General features: G+C 40.0%; 12 protein-coding genes and 1 tRNA gene. 3 read left to right on the top strand and 10 right to left on the bottom strand.

Annotated features, from left to right (window positions below; translation table 11 throughout):
• Positions 1 to 112 precede the first annotated feature (112 nt).
• On the top strand, positions 113 to 736 hold the full coding sequence (locus PL8927_RS07490; RefSeq protein ID WP_197047348.1) for a DUF4241 domain-containing protein: 624 nt from the start codon (positions 113 to 115) through the stop codon (positions 734 to 736).
• Here PL8927_RS07490 and PL8927_RS07495 read toward each other — a convergent pair.
• From PL8927_RS07495 to PL8927_RS07535, 9 genes are all read right to left on the bottom strand, one after another.
• Positions 717 to 1274: a peroxiredoxin family protein gene (locus PL8927_RS07495; protein WP_083619202.1), complete on the bottom strand. Its 558-nt coding sequence runs from the start codon at positions 1272 to 1274 to the stop codon at positions 717 to 719. The two genes, PL8927_RS07490 and PL8927_RS07495, sit on opposite strands and share 20 nt — an antisense overlap.
• A gap of 329 nt (positions 1275 to 1603) precedes the next feature.
• Positions 1604 to 2197 carry a peroxiredoxin gene (locus PL8927_RS07500; RefSeq protein WP_083619205.1) on the bottom strand — a complete coding sequence of 198 codons (594 nt, stop codon included), beginning with the start codon at positions 2195 to 2197 and terminating at the stop codon, positions 1604 to 1606.
• A gap of 226 nt (positions 2198 to 2423) precedes the next feature.
• A tRNA-Met gene (locus PL8927_RS07505) sits at positions 2424 to 2496 on the bottom strand.
• 164 nt (positions 2497 to 2660) lie between these two features.
• On the bottom strand, positions 2661 to 4814 hold the full coding sequence (locus PL8927_RS07510) for a LysM peptidoglycan-binding domain-containing M23 family metallopeptidase (RefSeq protein WP_083619208.1): 2154 nt from the start codon (positions 4812 to 4814) through the stop codon (positions 2661 to 2663).
• A gap of 546 nt (positions 4815 to 5360) precedes the next feature.
• Positions 5361 to 5822 (bottom strand): tRNA (cytidine(34)-2'-O)-methyltransferase, encoded by a 462-nt coding sequence (locus PL8927_RS07515; protein ID WP_083619211.1) that lies wholly within the window; start codon positions 5820 to 5822, stop codon positions 5361 to 5363.
• A gap of 137 nt (positions 5823 to 5959) precedes the next feature.
• A complete protein-coding gene (gene gshA, locus PL8927_RS07520) occupies positions 5960 to 7111 on the bottom strand; it encodes a glutamate--cysteine ligase (RefSeq protein ID WP_083619212.1) in 1152 nt (383 codons plus the stop codon).
• Positions 7112 to 7287: 176 nt separating this feature from the next.
• On the bottom strand, positions 7288 to 8115 hold the full coding sequence (locus PL8927_RS07525; protein WP_197047349.1) for a cobyrinic acid a,c-diamide synthase: 828 nt from the start codon (positions 8113 to 8115) through the stop codon (positions 7288 to 7290).
• 557 nt (positions 8116 to 8672) lie between these two features.
• Complete coding sequence (locus tag PL8927_RS07530; protein WP_083619215.1) at positions 8673 to 9146, bottom strand: KGK domain-containing protein; 474 nt, start codon at positions 9144 to 9146, stop codon at positions 8673 to 8675.
• Positions 9147 to 9458: 312 nt separating this feature from the next.
• On the bottom strand, positions 9459 to 9908 hold the full coding sequence (locus tag PL8927_RS07535; protein WP_083619218.1) for a KGK domain-containing protein: 450 nt from the start codon (positions 9906 to 9908) through the stop codon (positions 9459 to 9461).
• A 187-nt stretch (positions 9909 to 10095) separates the two neighbouring features.
• Here PL8927_RS07535 and PL8927_RS07540 point away from each other — a divergent pair, with 187 nt between their 5' ends.
• Positions 10096 to 11892, top strand: a complete 1797-nt coding sequence (locus tag PL8927_RS07540; RefSeq protein ID WP_083619522.1) for an N-acetylmuramoyl-L-alanine amidase — start codon at positions 10096 to 10098, stop codon at positions 11890 to 11892.
• A gap of 113 nt (positions 11893 to 12005) precedes the next feature.
• On the top strand, positions 12006 to 13577 hold the full coding sequence (locus PL8927_RS07545) for a metallophosphoesterase family protein (RefSeq protein ID WP_083619221.1): 1572 nt from the start codon (positions 12006 to 12008) through the stop codon (positions 13575 to 13577).
• A gap of 97 nt (positions 13578 to 13674) precedes the next feature.
• Here PL8927_RS07545 and PL8927_RS07550 read toward each other — a convergent pair whose 3' ends face one another.
• Entirely contained in the window at positions 13675 to 16353 is a 2679-nt protein-coding gene (locus tag PL8927_RS07550; protein ID WP_231505949.1) for a GAF domain-containing sensor histidine kinase, read from the bottom strand.
• Positions 16354 to 16409: the final 56 nt, after the last annotated feature.

Genomic DNA, 16409 nt, shown 5'->3' on the forward strand with positions numbered 1-16409 from the left:
TTATCCAGAATTCGTTACAATGACAACCGAACTTTACCTCTAAAAACGGTTTCCTTTAAAAGGATAAATCATCAAATTTTCTCTTAGAAGGCAGGTAGAAAGGATGAACCCCATGAACTTGACCCAAGCATTTCAACCGGGTTATTGGTTTCAAACCCCCCTTGATCACGATCCTGAGCGAGTCACCTATTCCGTCCAGACCATCGGTGAATTAGTCTTAACCTCTGGAAAAATTGTCGTTTGTGATCCTTTGGTTGCGATTAATCCTCATCTGTGTTTGACTCAACCCCTGGCTGCGGGTCGTTATCAGGTTCAACTGAGTATCGCCACATTCCATGACCAAAAAGAGCAAAGAGTGGCCTGTGCGATGTTAGTAATTCGAGATCAACCTGCGGTCAAATGGGAATTAGCGGCATCTTTCCCAGGGGATCAAGAATGGGCTTATCCGATGAATTCAGGAACAGGATGTTTTATGGATGGAGAAGTCGCACAACGGTTATCTGACCTCTCAGAACAAGAGTTTGAAGATTATTATGATCGTTTGGATCAAGCTTTAGATCAAACCTATATTGATACTTGGGATTGGGCAAATTTTTGTTTAGATGAATCAACCGGATTGAATATTATTGCCTTTCATTCCGGTTGGGGAGAGGGTTGTTATCCCGCCTATTGGGGTTATGATCAACAGGGTAATCTGGTCTGTTTAGTGACCGATTTTAGACTACTTCAGTCGTGATCGGAGCAATAACTTCTAGTAAGGTTTTAATGCTGGCATTGTGATCAAGAAAAGAAAACAAATGTTTATATTTCAGAATGCCTTTTTGATCTAAAACAAATTGAGCAGGTAAGGGTGCACCTAGGGCTTGTCCGAGTTGATACAATCGAAAAATACCGCAGCTTGGATCACTTAGCAAGGGCATTTTTAACCCTAGATCTTTGACCACAATTTTGCTTTGACGTTCATCGGTACTGGTAATCATCAAGACTTCAACTCCCCGTTGAACGAACGCTTCATAGTTTTCGTTCAGGGCTTTAATATGGGGATAACAAAAGGGACAATATTGTTTTTCTGTAAAAATTCGGGTAAAGGCTAAAATCACCGGGCGATCGCCTCGAAATTGAGACAACCGCACTAATTGACCATTGGTAATATCGGGTAATTGAAAATCTGGGGTTTTGAACCCCAACTGTACATCACTGGTGGCAGGGATCGGAAAAAAGTTATTCCAAAATCGGCGATTAATTAAACCACTAAAATCGTTAGAAGTCAGCATAATAGTTTGTTGTTTATTACTCTTCCTAGTTTAAGACAATCTTATATATAGCAGTCCTAAATAGGTTGTAATATTTTATCGTAGGGGTTGGGTCTCCCAACCCTCCTTGCGCCTGGGTTGGGAGACCCAACCCCTACAAAACTTTTTCACAAATCCTACACGGATTGCTATAGCAGGGAACAGGGAACACCGCAGGAAACGAGGAGTGTACGGCGCACGGTTTTAGCATCAGTCCATGTCCTAATACCCCAGGCGCGACTGCTATAAAATGTAAACCCGCCTTCACACAATTGTTAAGACGGGTTCCTCAACTTTATCTATAACCGATCTTAGATCGCAGCAAAGAATTCTTTGGACTTAACGGGATCGGGGATCATGGTTTTGTCACCCGGTTGCCAACCCGCAGGGCAAACTTCATCGGGATGAGCTTGCACATATTGAATCGCTTGCAATGTCCGCAGGGTTTCATCGACGTTCCGACCAAAGGCGAGGTTATTGATCGTGGCGTGTTGAATTACCCCTTCTTTGTCAATGATGAACAGACCGCGTAGGGCAATTCCGGCTTCGGGATCAAGGACGTTGTAAGCAGCACTGATTTCTTTTTTCAGGTCGGCTACCAGAGGATAGTTCAGGTCGCCCACACCACCAGATTTGCGATCGCTTTGAATCCAAGCCAGGTGAGAGAATTCGCTATCGACGGAAACGCCGAGAATTTGAGTGTTGAGTTTTGTAAACTCTTCGGCGCGATCGCTAAAGGCGGTAATTTCAGTCGGGCAAACAAAGGTAAAGTCTAAGGGGTAGAAGAACAGAACCACATACTTACCCCGATAGTCAGAGAGTTTGATCGTTTTAAATTCTTGGTCAACAACAGCCGTCGCTGTAAAATCGGGGGCGACTTGGCCAACACGCAGGCACTCAGCCATGAATAATACTCCTTAAACTGACGATGGTAAAGTTTTGTTCAAGAGAATCAAGATCAACATGATCCTGATCGTCTGATTGTTTTACGATTTATTACAACTATATCATAGTCGAAATGACTACAGTTACATCAGATTTGTTAAAACAGAACCCGTCCGAACAACAAAGCCAGCCATCAATGGACTGACTAAATGCCCAACAAGAGAGGCTGATCAAATGGGGTTTAAATGGCTCAGGCGGGATTTGAACCTGCGACCTTGGGCTTATGAGTCCCCTGCTCTAACCACTGAGCTACTGAGCCTTGATTGATTCACGATTTATTAATATAGCACAACTTATTTCCAAAAATCAACCCCCTGTTTCAAGTTTTTTCAGAAAGGCAGGGGGGGGAGCGTCCTCGCTCGTCAACAGTCAACAGTCAGTCGAGACGCGCCAGGACACGTCTATACATAGTCAACAGACACCCTAATAATTTTGGGATACCATTGAACTATTTTCTGGCAGTAAGGCCATCGGGTTAACAGGGCCTTCGCTCTTGGGATGGATTTCAAAGTGCAGGTGTGGCCCTGTACTGCGTCCGGTGGTACCCATTTCAGCGATTTGTTCTCCTTGGGCTACTTTATGACCCTCATTAACCAGAACCCGGTCATTGTGGGCGTAAACCGTTAAACTGCCGTCAGGATGTTCAATTTCGACTAAGTTGCCATAGCCACCATCATTCCAGCCCGCGTAGGTTACAACCCCAGGAGCAGCGGCCACAATGGGGGTTCCGATTGGCCCAGCAATATCAATTCCTCGGTGCATCCGTCCCCAACGCCAGCCATAACCGGAGGTAAGAATGCCTTCTGCTGGCCAAATATAGCCATTGAAGCGCTGGGAACCACTGGGTAAGTAAGCATCTGGCCCTGGGAGAGCAGGTAACTGCGGGGATACCATCTGACCCAAAGCGGGGTTATTTAAGGGATCGTAGGTTTTAGATCCGATGGGAGCCGTGGCCACCACAGAACGTCTGGATTGAGGTGGGAGGGGAGTTGCTGGAGACGGAACTCCATTCGGAGACCGTTGAGCCAACTGTTCTGAAGATAGATTCTGTGCCATTTGAGTTGTCTTTTGGCCAGAATCAGCTTGTGGATTAAACTCAGGATTAATCCGTTTTTGCCGTAAGGAAGTCGTTCCCGCAGAGGTCAAGGCTTGAACCTTTGGCTGTTCATCCTGCTCTAGGGAGACATTCATCACCTGATAGCCACTCTGGACTTGATATTCCTCGCGCAGGCGTTCTACTTCAGATTTCAGGCGATCAGTATACAATTTGCTGACGGCTTCTGACTTGCGGACAGAAACAGCTTGAACCGCGACCTGTTCAGACAGGGAGGGGAATTCTGATTCAACCGGAATCGAAACGGCTTTGGCTGCGACGGGAGTAGGAGACTCAACCGCATTGATTGTACGGGAAGCCAGTTGATTCAGTGACAGTTGATTTAAGGTGCTATTTGTGGGAATTGAACTCAGATCAGCCACATCTTCTCCGGGAAGGTCGGCGACTGAAGAATTATTACTTCTGCGTTCTGAGGGAATTACCGCCGGAAGTACAGATTGAGGTAATCTCCCACCTAAAGCACTAAAGTCAGTTGTTGTAGAAAGTTGTGAAGAGGGGGAAGCATCTGGACGAATCTGAATGTCTTGCCATTGATTCGTGGGTAAAGAGGATGAATTGTTTGAAAAACTACTCGCCAGTTGCTTAGGGATTTTTAGATTTTGATGAACATTCAGAACATTAGGATCACTCAGATGATTCGCCTTGATGATGGCATCTACGGAAACATTATGCAGTTTGGCAATTCGATCTAACGTATCACCGGAACCCACCGCATAAACTTCCGCCAGCAACTCATCCCTGGTATCGCTCGGAATCACAAACGCTCCAGACATCTCTTGAGAGATTGTATCTAAAGAGTTAACCTGTGTCGAACCAGAGGCTCTATCGGTTTGATCTAATTGATGAGTTGGGGAAGTGGGAGATTCTGAAGTCTCCACTGAAGCATCTAAAGTCTGTTGATTAGCTGAGGTTTCAGCTTCAGAAGAAGGAGAAATCTGCACAGGGGATTGGCTGTGAGATTCTGTCACCGTAGCCGATGGAGGCATGGATTCCGAAGAAACCAGAGGCTGAGACTCTGATGTAGAAGGGGCTTCTACCCTAGTCTGATCCGATTTTCCTTGCCCTAAGTCATTGGAGTGACTGCGGGTGTTAACGACGTTCTCGCTTGCGTTGAGACTAGAAACAGTTCGCAACAGAGACGGCTGCCAGTCTGAGTTAGATGTTTGTCCCGCCGATGCTGAATTTTCTCCGGTCGGAGAAGAGTCGGCCATTGGGGAAGGTGACTGGATTGTTGGATTCGGATCAAGATTAGGTAACTCTGCCGCCATCACGCAATCATTGGCTTGATTGCTGAGAATGCCGGAAGCAATTGCTAAACCGAGAAATACGACAGAGGTACGAACCTTATGACTGCCAGAGTGTACGACCTGTGGTTGGGTCTGCCCTGTTGCAGTCTGATCTAAATCTAAATCTAAATTAGGCATGGCAACAGGTTGATCATGATTTGGAATTGTTCCTTTCAAAGAACGACCTCCTATGGAGAAGCGTGCTTACTGTCCTCGAACCGCTCAAGATTTTAATATCAGTGAAGGTAATCACATTCATCATTGATTAGAATCACTGACAATAATCTTGATTACGTCAGATTACCTTGCTTTTTCAATTTCGACAAGAAAAGCGAAAGTTTCATAGAAAGGCAAACCCTGAAAACTAACGATAGAACAACAATAACCCTTGAGGGTCGAGGAGCTTTAAAAATAGACTGAACTCGGTTAGAAGAGTCCAGATGAGAATCTACACCAGTTCCTACCTGAAACACAACACCGGATAAAAGCTGATGAGTTTCTAGGGATCAGGTTGCAATCCCAATTAAAATCAATGCCTAATAAACTCAAACCTAAGCTAAGTCAGGGTTTTAGCTTTTTTTGCAACGGGAAAAAAACACCCGTTTAGATGAATAAAATCTATCACTGTTGGGGGTCAGTTTAATCCGGGTATTTATAAAAAAAAGTTATCAGATTAGGCCGTATTTGTCGATTGACATAATACCAAAGTTTAATCAGCCAGTTTCACGCTAAATAGCCAAGTTGTCGGCGGGCTTCAAATAAACCAATAGCAACACTCACGGAGAGATTCAAGCTGCGAACACCGGGCTGGGCCATTGGAATATAAACGGTTGCGGTACAAGCATCCAACGCATCGGGGGGAAGTCCTGTGGTTTCACTTCCAAATAGTAACCAGTCCGAATCTTGGAACTGAAACTGGGCATAGTTGGAGCCACCTTTGGTACTAAACCCTAGCAACCGTCCGCCTTGTTGTTCATGATAGGCTCCAAAGGTGAAGAAATCGGGATGATAGGTTAAGGAAACATAGAGCCAGTAATCTAAACCCGCTCGCTTGAGGTAGCGATCGCTAATTTCAAATCCCAATGGCCCCACCAAATGCAATTGGGTACAGGTGGCTGCACAGGTACGGGCGATATTCCCTGTATTGGGTGGAATTTGAGGCTGAACTAAGACGACGTGAGGCATGAGGTAATCACACAAACAAACAAGGGTTTTAGGGTCGGATCAACCCCTAGACACGAGGAACAAATCTATAGTTTTTCTTTATGCTTTGTAAAGAAATTTATCGATAAGATATTCTGATTAGATAAGTGGCCAAATTTTCAAGCCACTAGGGGTTGACAAATCTGATCTTCAAACTCTTGCTCTTGCTGTTCCATTTCCTGAATAGCCTGCTGAATAATTGAGCGCGTCTCCCAACCTTGTTGGGACAGATGTACCCATTGTTGGGCGGTACAACCTTCTCGCAGTAGTCTTTTAACCGGAGACAGAAAACAGCTAAAACCGTGTTTTTTGGCCGTGGGCCAAACTTCTTGATAAAGTTGTTCAATCCAATCTCTAGCTGAAATTAAACTGCCGTCTTTCCAATGTCGCAGTTGAGCGTCTAAACTGTGGTGAGCCGCTTGGATTTCATTTTGATCACTAATTGCCACTAACTCCTCCGCACGATGGCTTTCAGGCAGTTCACTTAGTTGTAATGGATCAAGGTCAGGATTTTCTAACATTTGCCACAGGCGAGCTTCTAATAAAGCTGTTACCGCTAACAAGGCAATGGGGTTAACCATCAAATCACAAATTCTCAATTCCAAACGGTTTAAATTATAGGGACGGCGATCGCCATTCGGCCGTACCGATGACCACAGGTGACGAACATTTTGCATAGTTCCTTTTTGCAGTTGGTCTTCTGTCCAGTCAATATAGTGGCGATGGCTTTCAAACAAGGGTACAAAAGTAGGCGTTTTGGGGAACAGATACCAACGGGTGGAATCATACCCTGTAACTTCCCCTCCTAAGAAGGGAGACGAGGCACTCATCGCTAAATAGAGGGGTGCTTCCACCCGGACTAAACGAATCGCCTGCATTAACTTTTCCGGGTCAGCAATCCCGATATTAATATGAATACTGGCGGTAACAACATCCGTACCGTAGGTTTGTTCAATATAAGTATGATAGGGATTTTGCGGATCAGACCGATAAAAATTCTCCGTATCTCCGAGGGATAAGGTACTTCCCGGTATCAGGGTATACTCCCCCAACTGGCGTAAATAGTTTCTCAGTAACCGCCGAGGTCGAACTAACGCGCACAACAACCGATCATAATTACACAGGGGGGCTGTTGTGTACTCAACATTTCGGCTATCGGGTTCTCGCACAAACCCTTCTAAATTCGCCACAATTTTATCGGAAAGTCCCACAATATCTCCCTGGGGAGTTCCGGTATACATTTCAACTTCAAAACCTTTGGATAACAGCATATTACAGTAATCAGTAATCAGTAATCAGTAATTAGTAATTAGTAATTATTAATCAGTAATTATTAATCAGTAATTAGACGTGCCATGTCGTGTCTGTACGAGTTAAAAGTTAATCGACTGTTTAATCTTTTACTGATAAATGATTACTGGTAACTGATTACTAATATTGCCATTATCTATCCTAGCACGGATTCTGAACTCCAAGGAAAAATGCCGTCGGGTTCGGTTGAATTAAAAATGTAATCATAATCAAACTCAAAGGAGCGACTATGACGAGTCAAAGAAAATCCACAGGCGATGACTTGGCCCGTTGTAAAGGTCGCCATCACTAATTCAATTAATGTTCGGGGTTTAATTTCGGGTTTCTGTACATAGAAATCTCGTTTGGCAAAAAACACCCGTTCATCTTTAGGAACAATAATTCCATTTACCCGATGGGCGTGTTGAATCGGCTTGAGGTAATTTTTGATAAAATAGTCCTGATTCGTTTGTAAGCGAGACAGTCGTTCATGTTGGAGCCAACTCATTTGAAACATGAGTTTAATTAATTCAAATCCAAGAATATAATTAAACACATTATCCTTATCTTTAGGACTTAAAGCCAACTTTAAAGCCGACTCTAAATATTGACTGGGTTGACATCGAGCATCCTGGGCAGAATGAATATAAAACTGGCGAATATAACCTCGCAAAACTTCTTCATTTAAGGCGGTTTTAATCCGAAAACAACTCAGATATTGTTTGACTCGTTGCAGTGTATCAATATCTTCCAGCATTTTCGCCATTAAGCCATCGGCGGTATATTCATCTAAAAATTCTGCTTGTTTTTCGGGAGAAGATGCACATAATATATAACATAAAGAAAGAACATAACGCCTTTGATTCCAAGGCAAACTTTCAGCCCAATTTTGCACTTCTAAGGGCAATTTATCAAACATTAAATTATGTTTCATCGACCGAAAAACATTTTTTTGCGGTTCATCGTCATATTGAATATTCATCATCTCGTCCCATTCCCGCTTAAGCTGATTGATCTTGACTGAATATTGCTTCCCCCCTTCTATCAGGTTTCCCCCCAACCCTAAAACTCTTTACCCAAAAGTTACTATTGATTTTTGATGGCAATCTGGTTCTCTAGCAACTCAGCATTCACACTAAATGAATTGTATTTAATTCTAAGGGATCTGAGCATTATTTGTCTGTCCCTGACTGAATTTTTTTTTAATAGTTTCCACTTTTGCTGACCTGATTGATTGTTTTTGTCTAATGTGATAGAAATCACAATCCAAACCCGATTTCGATCACTTCTAACTTTTACCCGACTGATCAAAACAATTTGCTAATTTTACTGACTCTTCCGATTTTATCGCCTTTTTCAAAATAGAGTCGCAGATCATCCTAACTATAATGTGTAGCGCTATAAATGCAGAATAGGTTATCAGCTTGTTGAAGACGAAGAACAACCGTATAATTACGGATAACTGGGGAATTGTCTCGGTTAATGATTTTGATTGATTTTAATAAAATATTGGTGCGTGCGCTGCGCTTACGCACCCTACAATTAGAGAGCGTTAATTTGGTTTAATTTGGCTCTGATTTCATCTAAATTTTCATCAGAATTAGAGTTTTGCTGTTCTTCTGCTTCGTTAGATATTATTTCATCAGGAGCAAATTCTAACTCTGTAATTACTGTTTGTTGATCACGATTTGCATCAACTTGAAATCTGATTTTACCTGAAATCCACTTACCAGACTGTAGCTTGAGTAACTGACAGTCTATCCCTTTAGGCGGAAATACTAATCTAATTTCATTTAAGTTCAGTTCTATAGATTTATCTGTTATTTTTAATTGTTGGCATAAGATTTGGGACACACTCGCAGTCACATCAGAGCTACTGTAGAGTTTTTGGCGATGAAAAAGTCTAACCTTCATATTCTCAGCCATTAACTCTTTCAACCGGGATACAGTAAACGTATCCTTCCCCAACATCACAATATCGTCATCCTGTTCCAACTTAACAAACGATTCACTCATCGGTTTAACTCCTCAATTCAGTAGGGTGCGTAAGCAACGCGCACGCACCAACTCTAACTAAATTATCTCATAAATCCATCAAATATAATAATTTAACCCAAATTAAATTAATATTATTATTTAAAATAATAGATTTTATTTAGAACTTTAATTCATTAATAGTTACGCTTTTGAGTACCACAAAGAATTAATCATAGAATGGATTAAAGTTGTGGTATTGTGTTGAAGAACCTGATGGTGGTCTAGGATTTAATTTGACTAAAACAGTGAGATGAAATTTGGGGAAATTCGAGAACTAAGGGGGATTAAAACCTAGGATTTATGCACCAAATGACAGGGAAGTGTGTGATTAGAATTTGAATTTTCAGCGAAATCACTAGAATAATGGAAAATATCCATCAATCGAGGTTCATCGGGAGCAAACTGAATATCAACTGAAAAACTTTGATTCAAAGTTTCAGGATCTAGGGTTAAATTAGATTGAATTCTGACCTGACCAGAAATCCAATCTTTAGAACCCAGTGGCAATAAATAGCCCCTCATTCCTTCAAACGGAAACATTAACTGAACACTCCGCATATCAAAGCAAAAAGCATCATGTTTAGCGAGAGAAAAAGTCAGATTAAAAAAATCACCGTAATTAACGATATGCTCTTCAAACTGAATCGCAATTAATTCTTTTAATCGTGGAATCGTGAAGGCATCTTTCCCTAGTTTAACAATATATTCATCTTCTGTTAAACTAAAAAACTCATGATTCATAATATGGTTTCCTTGTGGCTATGTGTCTTGGCTACACCCTAGTACCCTAATTTAGTCACTTTGTTGAAATCAATCTCTATTGTCCAATTCAATAAAAATTGATCTCAATAAAAACGGGAAAAAATGGGGGTACAACCATGCTCCCTAAACCGATAAAATGGGTTTAGAACAAATTAAAATGACACTAATGAAACAAATTCTAGGATTAACGGCAGTGATCAGTTTTGCTATGTTCTCTCCTACATCGGCGGAACAGCGTTTATATGTTGCTTATCCACCCCAAGATCACAAAACAACATCTGACCGGATTTTTTTGATTGGAACGGCGGCACAAGAGGGAGATGTTTCAATTAATGGTCAAGTGATTCCCCGCAGCAACGCTGGTCATTTTGCACCCACAGTACCATTGCAGCTAGGGGATAACACTTTCATTCTACGCTACAGAAATCAAAAAATCAAACTTAATATTATGCGGATTGCGACCGAAGCCATTCCTGTAGAAAGTGTAAGTTTTTTAAACGATTCATTAACTCCCTCTGAGAATATGGCTATACTTCCGGGTGAATTAGTCTGTTTTAGTGCGATCGCTCCTCAAAAGGCAACGGTTTCTGTTAAATTAGCCGGACAAACAATTCCGTTATCTCCACAATCTCAAAGCTTAGAATTACCCGATAACAAAGCCGTTTTAACCGGACTTAATCAACCTCTAAAGTCCGAGATCGTAAAACATCAAGGATGTGGGGTAATTGCAACAAATTCAACCTTTTTTGGAGAAAAACAAATCTTAGATTTAGGTCAACCTCAATATCAATTAACTCTCAATAATCAAACCATTAACCAAGCTGCAACCGGACAAATTTCTATTCTTTCTCCCACTCAATTTGAAGTTGCTGAAGTGATAGTTGATGAAGGAAACGCACGCACTGGCCCCAGCACAGATAATTCTCGTTTAACCCCTTTACCCAAAGGAACCCGCGCCCGAATTATTGGACGACAAGGGGAGTTTTTACGCCTCGATTATGGAGGTTGGATTAAAGCCAATGAAACCCGCATTACTACCGATGCAATACCGCCGAATTCTTTAATTAGAAGTGCCAGTTCTCGTCAAGTTGGAGATTGGTTAGAAGTGTCTTTTCCCCTACAAGTTGCAGTTCCTCTGACGGTTAAACAAGAGGATCAACGTTTGATTTTAACTCTCTATAATACAACGGCTCAAACAGATACAATTCGTTTTAATGATAATGCTTTAATTTCTCGTATGGACTGGCAACCTGTGTTATCTCCCCTAGGAGAAGAATCACAAAATGCAGTGCAATATACCTTTCATTTTAAAACAAAACAACAATGGGGTTACAAACTCCGTTATGATGGCACAACCTTAGTTTTATCTCTGAAAATTCCTCCTCAATTACAATCTAATTTACCCTTATCGGGGTTGAACATTTTAATTGATCCCGGTCATGGAAGTAAAAATGATTTAGGAGCAAAGGGGCCTACAGGTTATCCTGAAAAAGATGTTAATTTAGTCGTTTCTAAACTATTAGAAGCCGAACTCATTAAACGAGGAGCATCGGTATTTATGACTCGCAAGGGAGATGAAGATTTATATCCTCAAGATCGAGTTAAAATGATTAATGAACAGGAACCCGATTTATCGATTTCTATTCATTATAATGCTTTACCTGATAATGGAGATGCCATTAAGACTAAAGGAGTTAGTACCTTTTGGTATAACCCTCAAGCGCATAGTTTAGCCGTGTTTTTACAGGACTATTTAGTTAACCAATTAAACCGTCCTTCCTATGGGGTTTTTTGGAATAATTTAGCCTTAACTCGTCCTACTGTTGCCCCATCCGTTTTATTGGAATTAGGATTTATGATTAATCCCGATGAATTTGAATGGATTGTTAATCCCCAAGAGCAACAAAAATTAGCAATAACTTTAGCAGATGGGATAGTAGAATGGGTAAAATTAACGCAATAATTTAAGAGGGGTTTTAGGTGTTACAATAACCATAAACAGTAGGGTGCGTAAGCATAGCGATCGCACCAGGTGAGATTTTAAAACCTATATTCAACTTAGAAAAAAATTTTAATATGCAGTTTGTATTTGATCCCCCAATTGCTACAAAAATCAATAAAATGAAGCAACGGGTTCGCTGGCAAGATCCGTTAATCACCGCTCACAATATTGATCAAACCTGTTTAGTGATTGATGATGGACATAACAATGATCCTGAATTTTCATTTTTAGTCATAGGAGATAGTGGCACAGGTTATAAACCTAGCCCTAGTCCTCAACGTAAAGTGGCAGAATTATTATTAGAAAATCAGGACAACTGCCGTTTTATTGTTCATACCGGAGATGTCGTTTATTTAGTGGGTTCGAGTGAATATTACCCGGATAATTTTATTCATCCCTATCGAGAATTTTTGGTGGGTGGTGAAACCCCTAAACAAATTCGCTATGATCAAATGGTCTTTAATTTACCTTTTTTACCTGTTTTAGGCAATCACGATTATTATGATTTACCTTGGTTTTATAGTTTATTAGCTCAGTTAAGTTGGTTGCCTCGTCATTTAGTTCTTTCTCAATTAGATTTTGATATTGGCTGGCATGGTTCTTTTCAAGGAAAAGCTTATGCTCAAGCTTTCTTAGATTATTTAGAAACGGTTAATCCTCTGCAATTACAACAACATTTAGAACAACATTATACCGCTAAAACTAATACAGGTAACTGTCTTCGCTATCAACCCGGAATATTTACTCGTCTCCCCAATCGTTACTACACCTTTCGCTATGGAGGAATTGATTTTTTTGCCTTGGATTCTAATACTTTTAATGCTCCTGAACCCTTACCTAAAAATCCCCAAGGTGAAGATTTGCGATCGCAATTGAATCAACAATTAAATGCCATTGAAACTGAAAAACAAAAATTGATTCAAGAATTAGATGCCCTTCAGCAGCAAGAAGGCAAAAATTCTTTAATCGTTCATGATCAACGGGAAAAAATAGAACAATTAGAAGAACAACAAATGGATATTCGGAAACAACTAAATGCACCTGCCAATATTACTATTGATTTTGAACAACTAGATTGGTTAAAACAACGTTTAATTGAGTCTTGGCATACTTCAGAAGTCAGAGGACGAGTGCTTTATTTTCACCATCCTCCCTATGTCACCGAAGCCACAAAATGGGATCAAGCTCAAACAATTGCTGTCCGCAATAACTTGCGTTATGTTTTAAATGAAGTGTATAATACTATTGGCAACCTTGTAGAAAATCGCCCGGTTGTGGATTTAGTTTTAAATGGTCATGCTCACTGTTTAGAACACTTATATACTGGAAATACAGGGTTTGCCGATTCCTATATTCATTGGTTAATTTGTGGAGGCAGTGGCTATAGTTTACGCCGACAACGCCCGGAAGGAAATCAATTAATAGAGTTTTTTGAGACGGATACAGGCGTAAAATCTCGCTCTATTGCTGAATCTTTATTATTTGTGGGTCGCACAGGTCAGGGTCGAGAAAAACGTCGCCCCTATTCGGGTTTACGGATTGATGTTTTAGCCGGAAAATTGCCTAAATTTAGGATAAAACCATTAATTACAGAACGATTTAAAGGTCAATGGAATACCAGAAATCAGAAAGATTTTATCCTTTAATGTCGAACTCCTGCGGATTAAAAGACCAAGATTGACAGGTGAAAATAAACATGAATATAGAAAAATCAGGATCTGATCAGTTTAATAGGAAAAACACTTATCCTCGTTGATAAACGGGAATTTCTACGATAAATTCTGTTCCTTCTTCGGGTAACGCCTGACATTCAATTCTTCCTTTATGTTTTTCTACTACTATTTGATAACTAATGGATAATCCTAATCCTGTCCCTTTACCAACAGGTTTAGTGGTAAAAAAGGGATCAAAAACCTGTTTTCTCACCGCATCAGGAATGCCCTTACCATTATCCTGAATTACAATTCTAACCCGTTCTATGGGTTGTTGTGGGGTGGCGGGAATTAATTGTGTTTCAATATTGATCGCTAAATATTTCGCTTCTGAAGATTCTTTAGATAAGGATTCTAACTCATCAATTGCATTACTAATAATATTCATAAATACCTGATTCATTTGGGCTGCATAGCACTCCACCCTGGGTAATTTCCCATATTTTTTAATAATTTCAATCGTAAACCGATCGGGTTTAGATTTTAAGCGATGTTGCAGAATTAATAGCGTGCTATCAATACCCTCATGAATATCAACAGGTTTTACCTCAGATTCATCTAAACGGGAGAAATTTCTTAAGGATAAAACTAATTGACGAATACGGTCAGTGCCGACTTTCATCGAAGATAAAATTTTAGGCAAATCTTCTTGAATAAAATCAAATTCAATGTTCTCCTTTTTTTCTTCAATTTCGGGTGAACTATCAGGATATTGTTCTTGATATAATTGGACTAAATCTAATATATCTTTGGTGTAATCTGTGACATAACCCAAGTTTCCATAAATAAAGTTAACCGGATTATTAATTTCATGGGCAACTCCTGCAACTAACTGCCCCAAACTTGACATCTTTTCACTTTGAACCAGTTGACTTTGGGTTTGTCGTAAATCTTGAGCCAGTTCTTCTGCTCTCTTTTGGGTTTGAGCATAAAGTTCAGCCTGAAGTAAAGCTACTCCGAGTTGAGTCCCAATTTGAGCTAATAATTTAATTTCTCCTTCGTACCAATGACGGGGATAGGAATTTTGATAAGCGGCGAGTAATCCCCAGAGGGATTGTGCTTGTAAAATCGGAACAATAATATAAGATCTCGCCTGTAATTGTTCCAGTAATTGAACATGACAATCCTCATGTCCGGCGGTATAAATATCATCAACAGCATGGGTTTGATTATCTCGATAACGTCCTCCTAATGTTTCTTGTAAATAGGTATCTTGAATCATCGGAACTGTATCAAATAACGAGTTCCATCCTTCAATAACAGATTCTGCTACAAAATAACCTGACCAATCAGAACTAAAACGATAAACAACAACTCGATCTACATTCAAAAACTCTCGAACTTCGGCGACAGTGGTATTAAAAATAGTAGTAATATCTAAAGAGTTACGAATTTTTTCGATGACGGTATATAATAATTTTTGTTGGTCGGCGGATTTTTGTCGTTCTGTTAACTGAACCAGTTGTTTCGCCTGTTTTTGGACTTTCTCAACATAATCAATCTGTTGTAAAGCGACTTCTAAATTTCGAGCAATTTGACGCACAAATTCTATTTCTTGGGGTTGCCAATGGCGAGGATGACTACATTGATGAATACAGAGTAAACCCCAAAGCTTTTGAGCTTTTAACAAAGGAACAACTAAGTTAGCTTTAATTTGAAATTGAGCCAGAATATTCAGATGACAGTCTTGTAAATTCGCTTGATAAATATCAGAAATTGCATTAATTTCACCCTGCTGATACAAATGATAAAACTGTTCAGAAAAACAATGATCTTGAACTTTTTTAGCTATAGCAGAATCAAATCCTGTTACCACATCTTCTGAGATGAATTCCCCCTCTCTGTATTCTGAATCTGGGCTAAAGTAGAAAACACCTACTCGATCAGCATTTAAAAGCTGTCGAACTTCTGTCGCTGTGGCTTTAAAAATAGTGTCTAAATTTAACGTTTCTCGAATTCGATGAATCACCCGTGTTAGAGTGGTTTGTTGTTCTAATTGTAGAGAAATTTCTTTCCATAATTCTCGTTGAGCAATGGCTATTTCTAAATGTTTAATAATCTCCGTTATTCCTTCGATTTCATCGGGTTGCCAGTCTCGACGTTGGTGACAATCTTGCACCCATAATAATCCCCATAACTGTTGGTTTTTGTAAATAGGTATTCCTAAATAAGCTCTGACTTGGTAATCTTGCATCCATTGCAATATTAATGGATTCAATCCCCCATAATAAATATCTGAAATTTGTATCGTTTTAAGCCGTTCATTATTGAAGTTGAAACCCAATAATTTCTGAGAATAAATTTCTAGATTTAACAGAGATTTAAACTCGGATAAAACACTTTCAGCAATAAATCTCCCGGTGGGATTTTCCCCTTCTAAATCTAATTTTAGGAGAGCAACTCGATCAACTTTTAGCCAGTTTTGAAGGTCTGCTGTGACGGTTTGTAATAGAGTTTCTAAATCCAAACACTGATTCATCCGCTTAATCACTGTTAAGAGAGATTTGTAACGTAAATTAAGATCATATTCGATCAAAATATCCTCGCTATTGTCCCCAAGGTCTTGTAAGTCTCCCCCATTCCTAAAACTAGGTATTTCTAATTCAGAAGGTAAAAGTTTTAGGTCTAAAATTTCCAATAATTGAGCAAATGCCGTGTCATTTTGACAGCATTCTCTTAACTGTTCCCATTGATGTCTATTTACCATCATACACGCTCTCTTAACCTCCTATTAAATAACTTTTTTATAAAATAAAACAATCCTCC

It is taken from the genome of Planktothrix serta PCC 8927 (genome assembly GCF_900010725.2).
GTDB lineage: Bacteria > Cyanobacteriota > Cyanobacteriia > Cyanobacteriales > Microcoleaceae > Planktothrix > Planktothrix serta.

Coding starts and splice junctions, on each gene's coding strand:
- PL8927_RS07490 (WP_197047348.1), top strand. CDS start 113: ATGAACTTGACCCAAGCATTTCAACCGGGTTATTGGTTTCAAACCCCC.
- PL8927_RS07525 (WP_197047349.1), bottom strand. CDS start 8,115: ATGATGAATATTCAATATGACGATGAACCGCAAAAAAATGTTTTTCGG.
- PL8927_RS07530 (WP_083619215.1), bottom strand. CDS start 9,146: ATGAGTGAATCGTTTGTTAAGTTGGAACAGGATGACGATATTGTGATG.
- PL8927_RS07550 (WP_231505949.1), bottom strand. CDS start 16,353: ATGATGGTAAATAGACATCAATGGGAACAGTTAAGAGAATGCTGTCAA.
- PL8927_RS07500 (WP_083619205.1), bottom strand. CDS start 2,197: ATGGCTGAGTGCCTGCGTGTTGGCCAAGTCGCCCCCGATTTTACAGCG.
- PL8927_RS07545 (WP_083619221.1), top strand. CDS start 12,006: ATGCAGTTTGTATTTGATCCCCCAATTGCTACAAAAATCAATAAAATG.
- PL8927_RS07495 (WP_083619202.1), bottom strand. CDS start 1,274: ATGCTGACTTCTAACGATTTTAGTGGTTTAATTAATCGCCGATTTTGG.
- PL8927_RS07535 (WP_083619218.1), bottom strand. CDS start 9,908: ATGAATCATGAGTTTTTTAGTTTAACAGAAGATGAATATATTGTTAAA.
- PL8927_RS07515 (WP_083619211.1), bottom strand. CDS start 5,822: ATGCCTCACGTCGTCTTAGTTCAGCCTCAAATTCCACCCAATACAGGG.
- PL8927_RS07540 (WP_083619522.1), top strand. CDS start 10,096: ATGAAACAAATTCTAGGATTAACGGCAGTGATCAGTTTTGCTATGTTC.
- gshA (WP_083619212.1), bottom strand. CDS start 7,111: ATGCTGTTATCCAAAGGTTTTGAAGTTGAAATGTATACCGGAACTCCC.